This window comes from Rickettsia sp. MEAM1 (Bemisia tabaci) (genome assembly GCF_002285905.1).
Taxonomy (GTDB): Bacteria; Pseudomonadota; Alphaproteobacteria; order Rickettsiales; family Rickettsiaceae; genus Rickettsia.
This window is the reverse complement of sequence record NZ_CP016305.1, coordinates 463,686-478,187: the sequence shown is the minus strand read 5'-3', so window position 1 is coordinate 478,187 and position 14,502 is coordinate 463,686. Positions and strand designations below refer to the sequence as shown.

The window sequence follows — 14,502 nt, the reverse complement described above, 5'->3', positions numbered from 1 at the left end:
TTTTAGTTTTATCAAAAGTACTGAATATATGGTACAATTCATTACTACACTAACACCTATAGACTATCAAGATAGCTTAATGTTAATGGAAAATTATGTTAACAAGGTTATCGATGGTAAAGAACTGGAAGCAGTCTATTTAGTTGAGCATTTAGATGTATATACTGCTGGCACTAATTACAAACAGGAAGAATTACTAAACCATAATAATATTCCTGTTATTTATACTGGTCGTGGCGGTAAGTTTACCTTTCACGGAGCTGGACAACGTGTTATTTACCCTATCCTTAATTTAGCCTTACCGAATCGTACTAAAGATTTAAAGCTATATGTAAGAATGCTTGAAGAATGGATTATAAATAGTCTAGATATTTTGGGAATAAAGGCATATATTATAAAAGATAAAGTAGGTATTTGGGTAAAAACAAACGATGATATTCCATCAAAAGTTGCTGCGATAGGAGTCAGAGTAAGAAAATGGATAACATATCACGGCATAGCTATAAATATTTCAACAGACTTAAATAAGTTTAACGGAATTATTCCTTGTGGTCTTGAAGATTCTTTAGTAACATCTCTAAATCAATTAGGAGTTTATATTAAAATGACTGAATTTGATAAAATTCTTGAAGCTGAATTTATTAAAATATTCAAATGATAAGAAAAATTACTCTTACAATTTTAACAATAATTGCTATTTGGGCTAGCGGTTTTGTTTATTATTTATATCTGATAAATTCTTATAAGCCAAGTAGTAATACTGCTAATGCAATAATAGGGCACCGTCAAGTTAAGTAAATTAGTGTCACAAAGTACTATATTTTTAGATTTCAGACAGCAAGAAGTCTTTGAGTAGCTTCATCCCAAATGGATTTAGCGGACGCAAATGCAATTCTTTGCTCAGATGCTGTTTTAGTATATCTTCCAACATTTACAGCAAATATATTTCTGACTTTTCCCATCAGTGATAATGTACATTGTGCTGAATTAGGATGCTTAAATTTAATCAGTATCTTCTCTTTTCTCCTAGTTGGCTGATGGGCATTCTCAATCCGATTATTTAGTCTTTTATCGGTACGATGCTTAGTCCTAGGACACATATACCTAACTGGTTTAATGTAGCTTTTTAGCTTATCAGTCACAATAACCCTTGGACATGGATAATTACCCAATAATCTTGATAAAAAGCGAATAGCTGATTTCTTGTTACGACGCTTCTGCAGTAATACTTCTAATTCATGTCCCTCAGAGTCAACAGCTCTCCATAATATGAATACTTCACCTTTGATCTTGATATTCATCTCATCCAAATGCCATTTATCAGTTGGCTTTCGCTCTCTCTTACTAATAACATCTTGAAAATAAACTACAAACTTATAACACCAAAACCTTACAGTCTCATGACTTAATATAATACCTCGATAAGCCATCTGCTCTTGAACATCTCGGTAACTATTATTAAAGCGATGATATAACCATACTGTATGGCTAATAATGCTTGCTGGAAAACGATGTCTATTCGGGGCTTGAGTAATATGCATAGCGGTAAAATCTAGGATAAATTGTTACTGCTATTCTATAAATCATTCCCTGTAATTGCTCAATACTTAATTTATACCTCCCTTAACTTGACGGTGCCCATAAGAGCTGACGATAACACCTAACCATTGAGTAAATCCAGCATAGTTTTGCCGATATCCGCAGGTGATCTTGTGATAGTTACACCAGCACTTTGCAGAGCTTCAAGCTTATCTTCAGCACTACCTTTTCCGCCAGCAATAATAGCTCCAGCATGTCCCATTCTTTTACCTGGAGGGGCAGTAATACCTGCTATAAAGCTTACTATAGGTTTTTTGATTTTTGAATGCTTGATAAAATCAGCTGCATTTTCTTCTGCGTCGCCACCAATTTCACCAATCATGATAATTGCTTTTGTTTCGTCATCTTGTAAAAACATATCAATGCAATCTACAAAATTAGTGCCATTAACGGGATCACCGCCAATACCGACACATGTAGATTGACCAAGCCCCACAGCTGTTGTTTGTGCTACTGCTTCATAAGTTAAAGTACCTGATCTTGAGACAATTCCTATAGCACCTTTTTTATGAATATGTCCTGGCATGATACCTATTTTACATTCATCAGGGGTTATAATGCCTGGGCAGTTAGGACCGATTAATCTTGTTTTAGAACCGACTAAAGCACGTTTTACTCTGACCATATCAAGTACCAGAATTCCTTCAGTGATACATACAACTATTTCAATCCCAGCATCAATTGCTTCTAATATTGAATCAGCTGCAAAGGGAGGTGGTACATAAATAACACTAGCATTAGCACCAGTTTTGGCTTTTGCTTCATGCACAGTGTTATATATCGGCAAGTCTAGGTGAGTTTTACCACCTTTACCTGGTGTCACCCCACCGACCATTTTAGTACCATAAGCTATTGCTTGCTCGGAGTGGAAAGTACCTTGTGAACCTGTAAAACCCTGACAGATTACTTTGGTTTTTTTATTAACTAATATTGCCATCTTTGATATACTATTTTATAAATTTTTATGTTTTTTCTTATGTTGTGTCATCCCGTGGCTTGTACCTAGGTTGTTACATAGCTCTTAGAGTTGCCCTATCCATGTCATTCTTAGCAACGGCGGGAATGACATAAGTGATCCATGAACGCCGACTTATCCACAAGATGACACCCTAATTTATAGCCTCGACTATTTTACTAGCCGCATCAGCTAAATCATGAGCCGGTATTATTTCTAAACCTGAATTAGATAAAATCTCTTTACCTTTTTCAACATTTGTACCAGCCAAACGAACTACTAACGGCACTTTTATACCTATATCTTTTGCGGCTGCGATAATTCCTTCTGCTATAATATCACAACGCATGATACCACCGAAAATATTAACTAAAATGCCTTTTACTTCTTTATCAGATAAAATTATTTTTAAGGCCTCTTTCACACGTTCACGATCAGCTCCGCCGCCAACGTCCAAGAAATTTGCAGGTGTTGCACCATAAAGCTTAATAATATCCATTGTTGCCATAGCAAGCCCTGCACCATTTACCATACAGCCGATACTGCCATCCATTTTCACATAGCTAAGACCAGCATCAGCTGCTCTTGTTTCTAGCGGATCTTCTTCATCTTGATCACGCAGAGCCATAATTTCAGGATGCTTAAATAGACCATTATCATCAAAGGTAAATTTTGCATCTAACGCTAATAAATTGCCCTCTTTATTTACAATTAACGGATTAATCTCAATTTGTGCTGCATCTGTTTCAATAAAAGCTTTGTAAGTTGCTTTTACTATTTCTTTCATTTGCTTTACTTGATGGTCTTTAAACCCCAATTCATATGCTATTCCTTGAGCATGGAAATTTTGTAAGCCGGTAGCTGGATCAACTGAAAATTTGATAATTTTTTCAGGCGTTTTTTCTGCAACTTCTTCAATATCAACACCGCCCTCCGTAGAAGCTATAAAGGTAATGCAGCTAGCTGATCTATCAAATACGACACTAAAATAATATTCCTTTAAAATATCACAACCTGATTCAATATAAAGACGATTTACTTTCTGTCCTTGTGGTCCTGTTTGGTGTGTGACTAAATTAATACCGAACATATCATGAGCAACTTTTTTTGCTTCCTCTTTACTCTTAACAACCTTAACACCGCCGGCTTTACCTCTACCACCAGCATGTATTTGTGCCTTAACCACATAAACCTTTGTATTTAGTTCATCAATTGCGGCATTAATGCTTTCGGTTTTCGTGATCACTACCCCAGTTGAAGTAGGCACACCGTATTTTCTTAAAATCTCTTTTGCTTGATATTCGTGAATATTCATAAATAATTTATTTAAATAATTAAAATATAGTATAATGATTAATTTTTAGACTGTAAAGTAGAGAGTTTTTTATTGTCATCCCGTGGTCAAGCCACGGGATGACACAGCAAACTTTTTCAATCTACTCAATAATACATATCTTACTCATTCCACATCCTCTTAAGTACATTATCCTTTCTAATAAAATGATGATAAAACGCAGCTAGTATATGAAGAATAATCAGAGCAGTAAATAATAAAGCTGCTTTTTGGTGTATTTTTTTGCATATTTTGGCGAATTGTAAATCTTGGGCAAAAGATTTTATGGTAAACAAGCCGTAAAAATCTATATGATGATTTGACAGGATAGTCATAAGAAAGCCGCTTATCGGCATTAATATCATTAAAAGATATAAGAGATTTATGTTAATGGTGGCGGCTTTCTTTTGCCAGTTTGGTAAATCTGCCGGCAGTAAAACAGTAGTGTTATAGAATTTCCATAAAAGCCTTAATATAACTAGAGTTAAAATTAGCACTCCAGTTGCCTCATGTAAGCCAAATATTTGCCATTTTAAAGGCGGCTCTATGTAATCATCCATTAAAAAACCAGCAATGAGCATTACTATAACCATAATACTCATAATCCAGTGGAAAAGTTTAGCAATCAACCCATAAGAATTTTCAGTATTCGTAAGTAGCATAATGGTACTCCTAATGATGTCATACCGCGGCTTGACCGCGGTATCTTTTATTACATGCTGTATCCTGAGATCTCGTGGTCAAGCCAGCGTTGTTGCATGGCTCGGAAAATGCCTTATATGTCATTTTTAGCAACGGCAGGAATCCAGAAAAAAAGCATAAACACAACAAGTTTCTAAAGCTAAAAGCTCTCTTTGTCTCGCTTTATGCTGGATCCCCGCTTTCGCGGGGATGACATTGTACTTGTTTTTTGAGCCATGCAACAACGCTGGTCAAGCCACGGGATGACAGGAGTAGGAATTACATAGAAGCCACAGGTGACAGTATTACACTCGCAATGACGTAGCCCTCCAACTGCCTTATCAATTATCTTCTCTGCTTCCGCTCCGTTTAGATTCTCTTGATCATTCAAAATTAAATTAGCATTTTTTAGATCATCGCCAATTTCTTCAGCACGTCCTTTTAAGATTTTAGCTAAAAATTGTTCAGCAAGAGCATAATAAGAAATTCTGTTACCAGGTTTTGCAAAGCCGTGACCTTCATCTTTATAGAGTGCATAAACTACCGGTATGTGCTTTGCTTTCATAGCATTAACGATTTGATCGGATTCCGCTTGCACGACTCTTACATCATGAACACCTTGGGCTATGAATAAAGGCTTTTTGATATTATCAACAAAATTAATCGGTGATCTTTGTCTTAAAAACTCTTTTTCCTCTTCAGTATCCCAAGGACCTATACGTGTCTTATATATACTTAATAATGGTGTTATATATGGAGCTTTTGATTGTACACGAGTTAATAAATTAGATGCACCAAAAAGGTCAATACCACAAGCAAAAATATCTGGCGTCATGGTTATTCCAACCAATGTTGCATAACCACCGTAACTAGCTCCCATAATTGCTATTTTGCTAGCTTCTGCTATATTATTATTAATTGCCCAATTTACACCATCAATTAAATCAGTATGCATTTTACCAGCATATTCTAAATTTCCAGCATTAAGGAAATTTTTACCAAAGCCAGTAGAACCACGATAATTAATACTTAACACCGCATAACCGCGATTAGCAAGCCATTGATGTTCTGGATCGTACCCCCAACTATCACGCACCCACGGACCACCATGAACATTAATTATTAGCGACACTTTTCTATCAGGTATATTATTTTCATCAAGTTTTATATCATTTGGGAAAGTAATATAGCTAACCAAGTCTAAACCATCACGTGACTTAATAATTACCGGTATCATTTTAGCAAGTTTATATTGCTCTAATTCTTTGCGGTTAGTGAATAAAAACTCAGCTTTTTTATTAGTGCGATCATATTTATAATATTTCACCGGTGAATTATCGCTGTTATAAGCTATAATCCAAGTTTTATCATCAAGTGTTCTACTATTAATAATTAAATCACCACGATCAAGATTTTGCAAATATTTTATATCATCTTCAATATCTTTATCTAATATTTTGTACGATACCATATCATAGTTTACTGATACTGCTTGTGGGGTCTGCTTGGTAGGATGTACGGCAAATAAACCAATATCGTCTTTTGCATCTTCTGCTAATATTTCTGAACTATTAGTAGCTAAATTTATAGCTTTCAGGGCTGAGGTATTACGATCACGCCCCTCGAGCATATATAAAGTTTCACCACTAGAGTCAAAACCAAGTATAGCGGTATTAAATGAATCTTCCATTGATATTTTGGTAAATAGCTGAGGCTTGCCGTCTTTTAATTCGTAATATTCAACAGCACCATCTTTATCTAATAAACTACCAAATCTTAAATCTAAATTTTCATCTGTTACAAAATTGGTAAATTTATCATTTTGATAAATCAGTTCTTTTTCTAAACTATCTAAATTTAATTTATAAATATCAAAATATTCAGGATTACGTTCATTTGAATCTATTAATATTTCATTTGGCTTTTTGTAGCTTAGTCCAACTAGCCCAGCCTTTACCCCCTTTTCCGGAGTAAGTAACTTTGTCTCTTTTGTTTCTATATTATAACTATAAATTCGGTCATTTTCATCGCCGTTAAAATCTTGAGTGTATAAAATATTTTTATTGTTATAAGCTTTAGCATAGGACCATATACCACGCCCTTTATCATGCGTTATAGCTTCCGCTTTACTAATATCATCGCTAGGAGCTAGCCAAATATTCAACACCCCGTCTTTCGGTGCAACATATAAGATATACTTACCATCATGAGTTAATGACACTCTGGCTTTGTCAGGATTACCGAACAGAACTTTACGAGGGATTATTTTGTTATTATCACCTGTTATGGTGGATTTATTTTGAAACATAAAAAAGACACCTATTATTAATATAGTGCCTATAATATAGAATAATTTATTCATTACTAATAGTTTGTTATTGTTATTTATATGTGTCACGTGGCTTGATTATTGTTCGGTGTCATCCCGTGGCTTGGGAACTACCGTGGCTTGGGAACTAGATCCAGCATAAAGCGAGAGAAATCGAGCTTTTATATTTGTATTTTTTATTACTGGATCCCGTGGACAAGCCACGGGATGACAGGCTCTAAGTAACAAAGTCACTACAGAACAACAAAACTAAACCTTTTCGATGTTACTTAAAAACCAATCCACTTCCTTGGTATTAGCATTACGGGTAAAAGTCCATTCTTCTTTCAATTCCTCTATTTTGTCAACTACGTTTTTACCTTGGAATAGTAATTTAATAAATATGTTGTTGCCAAATGTATAAATTTCAGAATATTTAGCGTTTAAAGCTGTTGAATCGAAAAAATTACCATAAGAATCAGATATTTTTTCAAATTCTTCTAAAAACCTTTTATCAACTAATTCAGCAAGTTCTTCTGTTTGGTTTTTATAAGCAGCTTCTATAATCATTTGGAAAGCGATTTTAGCGTTGTTTATAAATTTAATAGGTTGAAATGCATTAAGACGTTTATGTACTGTTTCCATACCATCTACAACTGCCGTTATATTCTGTTCTACTATCAAATTTTTAAAAGCTTTAATATGTTGTGCGGTTGGCAGATCTTTTTCTTCATCATATGATTTAGTAGAACTATGAGTTACATCTTTAATAACCGGTTCACCAAAATAAGATTTCTGTTTAGCTGGATCATCATCCGAAGTAGCACCAAGCGCCGTAATTAGCTTATTAATAATAAAAAAAGCAATACCAGCAAAAATTAATAACTCGATTATTTGAGGAGACATTCTACTTACTCTAAAAGATTATCTCTTTATTTTAATACAAAAAAACAATCTTTGAAAGTTATTTATGGAAATAAGGCTTTATTTTTTATAAAAATTAATAATTTTTTATACTGGAAATATAAAAACATTAAGAAATAATATGGGTATACTTATAGTTTAAAAAAATACTAAAAAGTAACTAAAAGCACTTGATTATTTTAATTACTGTTGATAGTATGTAGAGCGTGAATGATGTTTAAACTCCATTATTGCAAAAACAGCTTATTAAGCCTTTAGTGCAAACTTTATGCTAGGGGACTGTTGTACTAAGTATTTTTAAATACTTAGTACAATGGATAATTATTGTTTTCAATGATTGAGTTTATCCCATAGCACCTGTTCCTATCTAAAATATATCCCATTTTTAGTAATTATATATTATTAGTATCCTTTAGTAACTGCTCTACTTTCAAGGCATTGTCAAATCCGTGGTCATAATGAAATCTTATATCGGGTGAATATTTCATATTTATCTTGCTTGTTACGAAATTTCTGATAGCATTTTTGGAATTATTTAGGCTTTCGGTAATCTCTTGAGGCGTTAGTTTAGTGTTAAAAGGTAGAAAATAGCAGTTGTCGGCAGTAACTATAATTTTTGTTATTGTAAGAGGACAATCGTAAAGTCTAGGATCAAGCATTTTACCACGATGTAAAATCTCAATTAATGCTTCATTTATTATACTTGCTACTTTTTGTTGTCTATGAGAGTTTTCTGAGGTTAATTTTTTCATGGCTATTTATATAATATATAGTTCTGCAATATAATAGCAGGCTTTTGCCAAACAACCAAGCCCCAAAAATTTTGAAAATTTTGTTTTAAAAAAACCAGAAAATAAGGAAATAAAGCTTCCCCAAAAAGGAAACGCCATCAAAAGAAGTATAAATATCTCATATTTATAAAAGAGTTGGGTTAAATTCTTATGTCTCAAAATATTCTGTTCATTTTTAGAAGAGTAAAAAATATTTAAAGCACATTTACCAAAAATATAATTAACTATATTACCACCAAGAGAAGCACAAGTAGCTACTACAAACATTATAGGGTAACTATAGTTACCAAACATTTTCATAGAATGAAAAATTAATTCACGCTGAAAACCGATAATTAAGTTTGAGACAAAACTATCAACAAATAATAAACTAAATGCTTCAAATTGTTCCATAAATACTGTAATGTTTTTGATATTATTAAACATCAAAAAATAGTAATCAGCAATGAAAAAACAAATTATATATCCAGATTTTATAGCACGTATTTTTTCTACGGCACTTGATTTATCGTTATTTGCTTTTATAGCAATTCCAATTTTACAATTTTGCTTCTTTTATCTAATGATTTTTTTCTACAATGATTATTTCCAGAGCTATAATATTGACTTGCATAATCAAAGCGAAGTACTTCAATCTGTTATGAGTCAAGAATTTTATGAATATCTTAAAGCAGGAAATTTTAATAAATATATTTTATTTAATGTCTCAATTTTACTAATTAATTTAACAGTGATAGGTTCATATTTTATAGGCTTTTGGTATTATAAAGGAGCAACTATTGGTAAAATATTTATGCGTATGAAAATAGTTGACGCTAAAACATTTAATCGCCCAACTCTTAAACAGTTAATTAAACGATTCCTTGGATATATGACATTTCCGATCGGTATTTTCTTTATACTTTTCTCTTCTCAAAAACAAGCATTACATGATAAAATAGCTGGAACTGTCGTAATAAAGGCTTAATATGAACGATAATAATAACGAGATAGACCAGCTAATTTACCTATTTTCTAATCTTCCTGGACTTGGTAGCAGATCAGCAAGACGTATAGTATTATATTTACTGCAAGACAAGGATGTAAGGCTAAAAACTCTTATCAATAATCTTACAGAAATAGATAAGAAAATAGTAAAATGTCAGGTCTGTGGTAATATGGATACTGAAAATATTTGCGGTATCTGCACGTCTGAATATCGAGATAAATCAGTTATTGCAATAGTTGAAACTGTTGCTGAATTATGGGCAATGGAGCGTAGTGGTAATTTCAAAGGATTATATCACGTGCTTGGTCATAATTTATCAGCAGCTAGCAGACAGAACCCTAGTATCTTGAGGTTACTGGAACTACTTGACAGATGCTTTAAAGAAAATATTAAAGAAGTCATTATCGCAACTAACTCTACTTTAGAGGGGAAAACTACTGCTTATTTTATTACAGAATATCTAAAAGACCATCCTACAAAAATCTCTCGCCTTGCTAGCGGCATACCTATAGGCGGTGAACTCGACTATTTAGACGAGGGAACTTTATCTGCTGCTATCAACCTAAGGCAACCTTTTGAGTAGATTATTAAAATATTTTAATAATCTGTTGACATAAATATTAAAAGAAACTAAACAACCCTCAGCTATAAGCTGAGGGGTTATAAAGTGGAATCGATTAGAAATCGATCATCATTCACAGGTTCACCTTCCTGTTCATCAATATAGTGCTGTATCATTTCATCAGTTATATTACCTGAACTGACTGCCATATAGCCCCTAGCCCACAAATGATTGCCCCAAAATTGTTTTCGTAAATGAGTAAATTCTTGCAATAAAATTCTTGAGCTAATGCCTTTTAAATACTGTACTAACTTGCTAAGAGATATTTGCGGCTTATATGAGATAAACATATGTACGTGATCACATGATATTTTCCCTGAAATTATATGTACTTCATGTTCCATACAAATCTGCCTCAGTAAATCTCTAGTCCTTTCCGATACTTTGCCTATCAATATTCTCTTCCTATATTTTGGTATCCATATAAGATGCACTTTTAAATCATACTGACTATGACTATTATTTCTATAACTTCTCATATTTCTTGATATAAATTCATTGCTAAAGCAATTTCATTATATCTTCCCTTCGCCTAAAGGCGAGGGGTTTTTGATCCCCGAAGGGGGACATTAATTCAACCAGGTGATATTTATCTTCGTGGAACGCATACAGCAATTATTGCCACTCTACCAGATAATGAATCTAATATTACTACATTACAATTTGCAAGAGATATAGAATATGCCACAGAGAAAAAAATCTCAGGTGGTGGATTATACAATTACAATTTAAGTGAACAACTTAAAGGACATTCTTCTAACCCTATTTATATTTTACGTGTAGAAAACTCTAAACCATTAGATGAAGAAGTTTCCTCGCTAGATTTCTTAAATAAAATAGATAATGCATATACAAAATTATATCCAAACGGTCCTGATGAAGATGTGATAGGTGATTGTTCACAATTTTTTGAAGATTTTGAGTAAATGAAGAATCGGTAGACGAAGTTTTATTTGGAAAAGAGCAAGGAGCCTCAGAATTTTTGACGGTGCCGATTAGAAAGGTAATCTATACTACCAATACGATAGAATCGGTAAATAGACAAATCCGTAAAATTATCAAAAATAAAGGGGTTTTCCCAGATGATAAATCTATCACAAAAATTGTCTACTTAGCTCTTAAACATGCTGCAAAAAAGTGGACCATGCCTATTAAAGAATGGTCTCTTGCTTTGAATCAATTTGAGATACTATGTGGAAATTTTAAATATGAATTATTAGAAAATGATTTTTAACAATTTACACAAAAATTATGATTGACTCCTTCTCATTTTTGTTCGTCACGTACTAATATGTACGCTGCGGTCAAAAAGGTACCGTCAAGTTAAGGGAGGTATAAATTAAGTATTGAGCAATTACAGGGAATGATTTATAGAATAGCAGTAACAATTTATCCTAGATTTTACCGCTATGCATATTACTCAAGCCCCGAATAGACATCGTTTTTCAGCAAGCATTATTAGCCATACAGTATGGTTATATCATCGCTTTAATAATAGTTACCGAGATGTTCAAGAGCAGATGGCTTATCGAGGTATTATATTAAGTCATGAGACTGTAAGGTTTTGGTGTTATAAGTTTGTAGTTTATTTTCAAGATGTTATTAGTAAGAGAGAGCGAAAGCCAACTGATAAATGGCATTTGGATGAGATGAATATCAAGATCAAAGGTGAAGTATTCATATTATGGAGAGCTGTTGACTCTGAGGGACATGAATTAGAAGTATTACTGCAGAAGCGTCGTAACAAGAAATCAGCTATTCGCTTTTTATCAAGATTATTGGGTAATTATCCATGTCCAAGGGTTATTGTGACTGATAAGCTAAAAAGCTACATTAAACCAGTTAGGTATATGTGTCCTAGGACTAAGCATCGTACCGATAAAAGACTAAATAATCGGATTGAGAATGCCCATCAGCCAACTAGGAGAAAAGAGAAGATACTGATTAAATTTAAGCATCCTAATTCAGCACAATGTACATTATCACTGATGGGAAAAGTCAGAAATATATTTGCTGTAAATGTTGGAAGATATACTAAAACAGCATCTGAGCAAAGAATTGCATTTGCGTCCGCTAAATCCATTTGGGATGAAGCTACTCAAAGACTTCTTGCTGTCTGAAATCTAAAAATATAGTACTTTGTGACACTAATTTACTTAACTTGACGGTGCCTCACCATATGTGTTATCACAGCATTCGGTTTAATAACGTTACCTAAATTATTTAAATATGATAAAATCTTTGAGATTTCGAGTAGGGTGTAACTTTGTCATACCGCGGCTTAACCGCGGTATCTTAGGACACAGCTTGGGACATAAGATCCCGCGAATAAATCGCGGGATGACATCAAAAAACCAATAGAATGACAACAAACAACAAAAATGATTAATAATAACTTTATCTTTACAGTAGCTTTTAGATATTTCAAAGCTAAAAAAAATGAAAAATTTGTTTCTATTATTTCAGGCTTTTCTCTGCTTGGAGTAATGATCGGCGTTGCGGCATTAATAGTCGTTATGTCGGTGATGAATGGTTTTCATACAGAACTAACTAAAAATATTATCGGCTTAAACGGCGATATAGTCATAAGCCCGCAAACTAGCAGTATTGATAATTACGAAGAAATTAAAGCTAAATTATTGCAGCAAAATTACGTAAAACATGTAAATATTATTGCTAATGGTCAAGCTTTAGCACTAGGCAAAAATAATAATAGCGGTGCTATTATTAAAGGTATTGATTTAAATGATTTAAAATTAAAAAATGAAATTTTTAAAAATGTCAATTTTGGTAGTTTTGATAATTTCCACGGCAAGAATGTAATAGCACTTGGACAAGGTTTAGCTGCTAATTTAGGTGTAACAGTTAATGATAAAGTTAAATTAATCTCACCGAATTCCATTTCCACCGCTTTTGGCAGCGTACCAAGATCAAAAGAATTTAAAGTTATAGCGATTTTTAATAGCGGTATGTATGATTATGATTCAGCAACCATATTAATGCCACTTGAAGCAGCACAAAATTTTCTATCTCTTGGAAATAATATAAACTTAATTGAAGTTAATACCCTGCATCCTGATAAGGCTCTTGCATATTCGCATAAAGTGCAGCTATTACTAGGTACAAATTTACAAATATCTAGCTGGCAAACTTTGAATTCACAATTTTTAAGTGCTTTAGCTGTTGAGCGTACAGCCATGTTTACTATCCTTTCTTTAATCATTACAGTTGCTGCCTTTAACATTATCTCAAGCTTATTTATGTTAGTGAAAGATAAAACTTCTGATATAGCAATTTTAAGAACAATGGGAGCAAGCACAAATCAGATAATGCTAATTTTTATCTATAATGGCATGTTTATTGGTTTGCTTGGTACTATTCTTGGTTTAATTCTTGGTATTACTTTTTCTTATAATATAGGGACTATCAAAAACTTTTTAGAAAATATAACCGGTACTAAGATTTTTGAAGCAGCAGTTTATTTTCTTTATAGTCTACCATCAGAAGTAAGAAGTCAGGATATTATCTTAATCGCTTCTTTATCTATAATATTATGCTTTTTAGCAACAATTTATCCCTCTTACAAAGCTTCAAAATTAAATCCTGTGGATGCCTTAAGATATGAGTAATAAAATCCTAACTTTAAAAAATGTCTCTAAACATTATAGGCAAGGCAACTCTATTATCAGAGTATTAGACGACCTTAATTTAGATATTAACGAGGGCGAGCTAATTGCTGTAATTGGCTCTTCAGGTAGTGGTAAATCGACTTTACTACATATTGCAGGCTTGCTTGATAAACCAACTAACGGCGAAGTTATTATTGCAAATAACGAGTATAAAACAAACCATCTAATTCGTCTTAATTATTTGGGTTTCATTTATCAGCAACATCATTTATTAAAAGATTTTACTGCAATTGAAAACGTTATTATGCCTCGTCTTATTAATGGCTCTAACCAAAAAGAAGCAATAGAAGCAGCAAAAAATATATTGAATAGTTTGGGTCTTGGCAAAAAGCTACATAATATGCCAGGTGAATTATCAGGAGGGGAGCAGCAACGTGTCGCAATAGCACGCAGCTTAATTAATAAGCCAAAAATTATCTTAGCAGACGAGCCTACAGGCAATTTAGACCCTAAAACTACCAATGAAGTATTTAACTTATTTTTAAAAGTAGCCAAGGAACAAAATACAGCCATTGTAATGGTAACGCATAATCATGAATTAGCACATAGAATGGATAAATTATACAAGTTAAAGCATGGAGCATTAAATATGTCTTGACCCAACTCCTTAAA

The 14,502-nt window shown here is 33.1% G+C and carries 15 protein-coding genes and 2 pseudogenes; 8 read left to right on the top strand and 9 right to left on the bottom strand.

Annotation, left to right across the window (positions count from 1 at the left end; all coding sequences use genetic code 11):
- Positions 1–10 precede the first annotated feature (10 nt).
- Both lipB and BA173_RS02495 read left to right on the top strand, forming a co-directional pair.
- On the top strand, positions 11–658 hold the full coding sequence (gene lipB / locus BA173_RS02500) for a lipoyl(octanoyl) transferase LipB (RefSeq protein ID WP_257008614.1): 648 nt from the start codon (positions 11–13) through the stop codon (positions 656–658).
- Positions 655–798 carry a hypothetical protein gene (locus tag BA173_RS02495; protein WP_373554027.1) on the top strand — a complete coding sequence of 48 codons (144 nt, stop codon included), beginning with the start codon at positions 655–657 and terminating at the stop codon, positions 796–798. The genes lipB and BA173_RS02495 overlap by 4 nt, the downstream gene beginning before the upstream one ends.
- A 32-nt stretch (positions 799–830) precedes the next feature.
- Here the strand turns inward: BA173_RS02495 and BA173_RS02490 are convergent, their stop codons facing one another.
- From BA173_RS02490 to BA173_RS02455, 8 genes and pseudogenes are all read right to left on the bottom strand, one after another.
- On the bottom strand, positions 831–1,541 hold the full coding sequence (locus BA173_RS02490; RefSeq protein ID WP_095568243.1) for an IS6 family transposase: 711 nt from the start codon (positions 1,539–1,541) through the stop codon (positions 831–833).
- A 119-nt stretch (positions 1,542–1,660) separates the two neighbouring features.
- Entirely contained in the window at positions 1,661–2,536 is an 876-nt protein-coding gene (gene sucD / locus BA173_RS02485; RefSeq protein ID WP_016948454.1) for a succinate--CoA ligase subunit alpha, read from the bottom strand.
- Positions 2,537–2,708: 172 nt separating this feature from the next.
- Positions 2,709–3,869 (bottom strand): ADP-forming succinate--CoA ligase subunit beta, encoded by a 1,161-nt coding sequence (sucC, locus tag BA173_RS02480; protein ID WP_016948455.1) that lies wholly within the window; start codon positions 3,867–3,869, stop codon positions 2,709–2,711.
- A gap of 140 nt (positions 3,870–4,009) precedes the next feature.
- The gene (locus tag BA173_RS02475) at positions 4,010–4,549 is read right to left on the bottom strand and encodes a cytochrome b (protein ID WP_016948456.1); all 540 of its coding nucleotides are present in this window, start codon (positions 4,547–4,549) and stop codon (positions 4,010–4,012) included.
- 347 nt (positions 4,550–4,896) lie between these two features.
- Positions 4,897–6,930: pseudogene (locus BA173_RS02470) on the bottom strand (S9 family peptidase); the annotation flags it as partial.
- 216 nt (positions 6,931–7,146) lie between these two features.
- A complete protein-coding gene (locus BA173_RS02465; RefSeq protein ID WP_016947777.1) occupies positions 7,147–7,782 on the bottom strand; it encodes a Tim44 domain-containing protein in 636 nt (211 codons plus the stop codon).
- 410 nt (positions 7,783–8,192) lie between these two features.
- A complete protein-coding gene (gene rbfA, locus BA173_RS02460; protein ID WP_068041625.1) occupies positions 8,193–8,552 on the bottom strand; it encodes a 30S ribosome-binding factor RbfA in 360 nt (119 codons plus the stop codon).
- Between the two features lie 6 nt (positions 8,553–8,558).
- Complete coding sequence (locus tag BA173_RS02455) at positions 8,559–8,984, bottom strand: YqaA family protein (protein WP_016947868.1); 426 nt, start codon at positions 8,982–8,984, stop codon at positions 8,559–8,561.
- 52 nt (positions 8,985–9,036) lie between these two features.
- Here BA173_RS02455 and BA173_RS02450 point away from each other — a divergent pair, with 52 nt between their 5' ends.
- On the top strand, positions 9,037–9,558 hold the full coding sequence (locus BA173_RS02450) for an RDD family protein (protein WP_068041621.1): 522 nt from the start codon (positions 9,037–9,039) through the stop codon (positions 9,556–9,558).
- Between the two features lies 1 nt (position 9,559).
- Complete coding sequence (recR, locus tag BA173_RS02445; RefSeq protein WP_016947858.1) at positions 9,560–10,162, top strand: recombination mediator RecR; 603 nt, start codon at positions 9,560–9,562, stop codon at positions 10,160–10,162.
- A gap of 77 nt (positions 10,163–10,239) precedes the next feature.
- Here the strand turns inward: recR and tnpA are convergent, their stop codons facing one another.
- Complete coding sequence (gene tnpA / locus BA173_RS02440) at positions 10,240–10,680, bottom strand: IS200/IS605 family transposase (protein WP_095568272.1); 441 nt, start codon at positions 10,678–10,680, stop codon at positions 10,240–10,242.
- A 515-nt stretch (positions 10,681–11,195) separates the two neighbouring features.
- On the opposite strand from tnpA, the pseudogene BA173_RS02430 reads away from it, so the two are divergent.
- The 4 genes and pseudogenes from BA173_RS02430 to BA173_RS02415 all read left to right on the top strand — a co-directional run.
- Positions 11,196–11,435: pseudogene (locus BA173_RS02430) on the top strand (transposase); the annotation flags it as partial.
- A gap of 175 nt (positions 11,436–11,610) precedes the next feature.
- Positions 11,611–12,321, top strand: a complete 711-nt coding sequence (locus tag BA173_RS02425) for an IS6 family transposase (protein ID WP_095568270.1) — start codon at positions 11,611–11,613, stop codon at positions 12,319–12,321.
- A 261-nt stretch (positions 12,322–12,582) separates the two neighbouring features.
- The gene (locus BA173_RS02420; protein ID WP_016948605.1) at positions 12,583–13,830 is read left to right on the top strand and encodes a lipoprotein-releasing ABC transporter permease subunit; all 1,248 of its coding nucleotides are present in this window, start codon (positions 12,583–12,585) and stop codon (positions 13,828–13,830) included.
- Positions 13,823–14,488 (top strand): ABC transporter ATP-binding protein, encoded by a 666-nt coding sequence (locus BA173_RS02415; RefSeq protein ID WP_016948604.1) that lies wholly within the window; start codon positions 13,823–13,825, stop codon positions 14,486–14,488. The genes BA173_RS02420 and BA173_RS02415 overlap by 8 nt, the downstream gene beginning before the upstream one ends.
- Positions 14,489–14,502: the final 14 nt, after the last annotated feature.

Coding starts and splice junctions, on each gene's coding strand:
- BA173_RS02495 (WP_373554027.1), top strand. CDS start 655: ATGATAAGAAAAATTACTCTTACAATTTTAACAATAATTGCTATTTGG.
- BA173_RS02490 (WP_095568243.1), bottom strand. CDS start 1,541: ATGCATATTACTCAAGCCCCGAATAGACATCGTTTTCCAGCAAGCATT.
- sucD (WP_016948454.1), bottom strand. CDS start 2,536: ATGGCAATATTAGTTAATAAAAAAACCAAAGTAATCTGTCAGGGTTTT.
- sucC (WP_016948455.1), bottom strand. CDS start 3,869: ATGAATATTCACGAATATCAAGCAAAAGAGATTTTAAGAAAATACGGT.
- BA173_RS02475 (WP_016948456.1), bottom strand. CDS start 4,549: ATGCTACTTACGAATACTGAAAATTCTTATGGGTTGATTGCTAAACTT.
- BA173_RS02465 (WP_016947777.1), bottom strand. CDS start 7,782: ATGTCTCCTCAAATAATCGAGTTATTAATTTTTGCTGGTATTGCTTTT.
- rbfA (WP_068041625.1), bottom strand. CDS start 8,552: ATGAAAAAATTAACCTCAGAAAACTCTCATAGACAACAAAAAGTAGCA.
- BA173_RS02455 (WP_016947868.1), bottom strand. CDS start 8,984: ATGGAACAATTTGAAGCATTTAGTTTATTATTTGTTGATAGTTTTGTC.
- BA173_RS02450 (WP_068041621.1), top strand. CDS start 9,037: ATGAAAAAACAAATTATATATCCAGATTTTATAGCACGTATTTTTTCT.
- recR (WP_016947858.1), top strand. CDS start 9,560: ATGAACGATAATAATAACGAGATAGACCAGCTAATTTACCTATTTTCT.
- tnpA (WP_095568272.1), bottom strand. CDS start 10,680: ATGAGAAGTTATAGAAATAATAGTCATAGTCAGTATGATTTAAAAGTG.
- BA173_RS02425 (WP_095568270.1), top strand. CDS start 11,611: ATGCATATTACTCAAGCCCCGAATAGACATCGTTTTTCAGCAAGCATT.
- BA173_RS02420 (WP_016948605.1), top strand. CDS start 12,583: ATGATTAATAATAACTTTATCTTTACAGTAGCTTTTAGATATTTCAAA.
- BA173_RS02415 (WP_016948604.1), top strand. CDS start 13,823: ATGAGTAATAAAATCCTAACTTTAAAAAATGTCTCTAAACATTATAGG.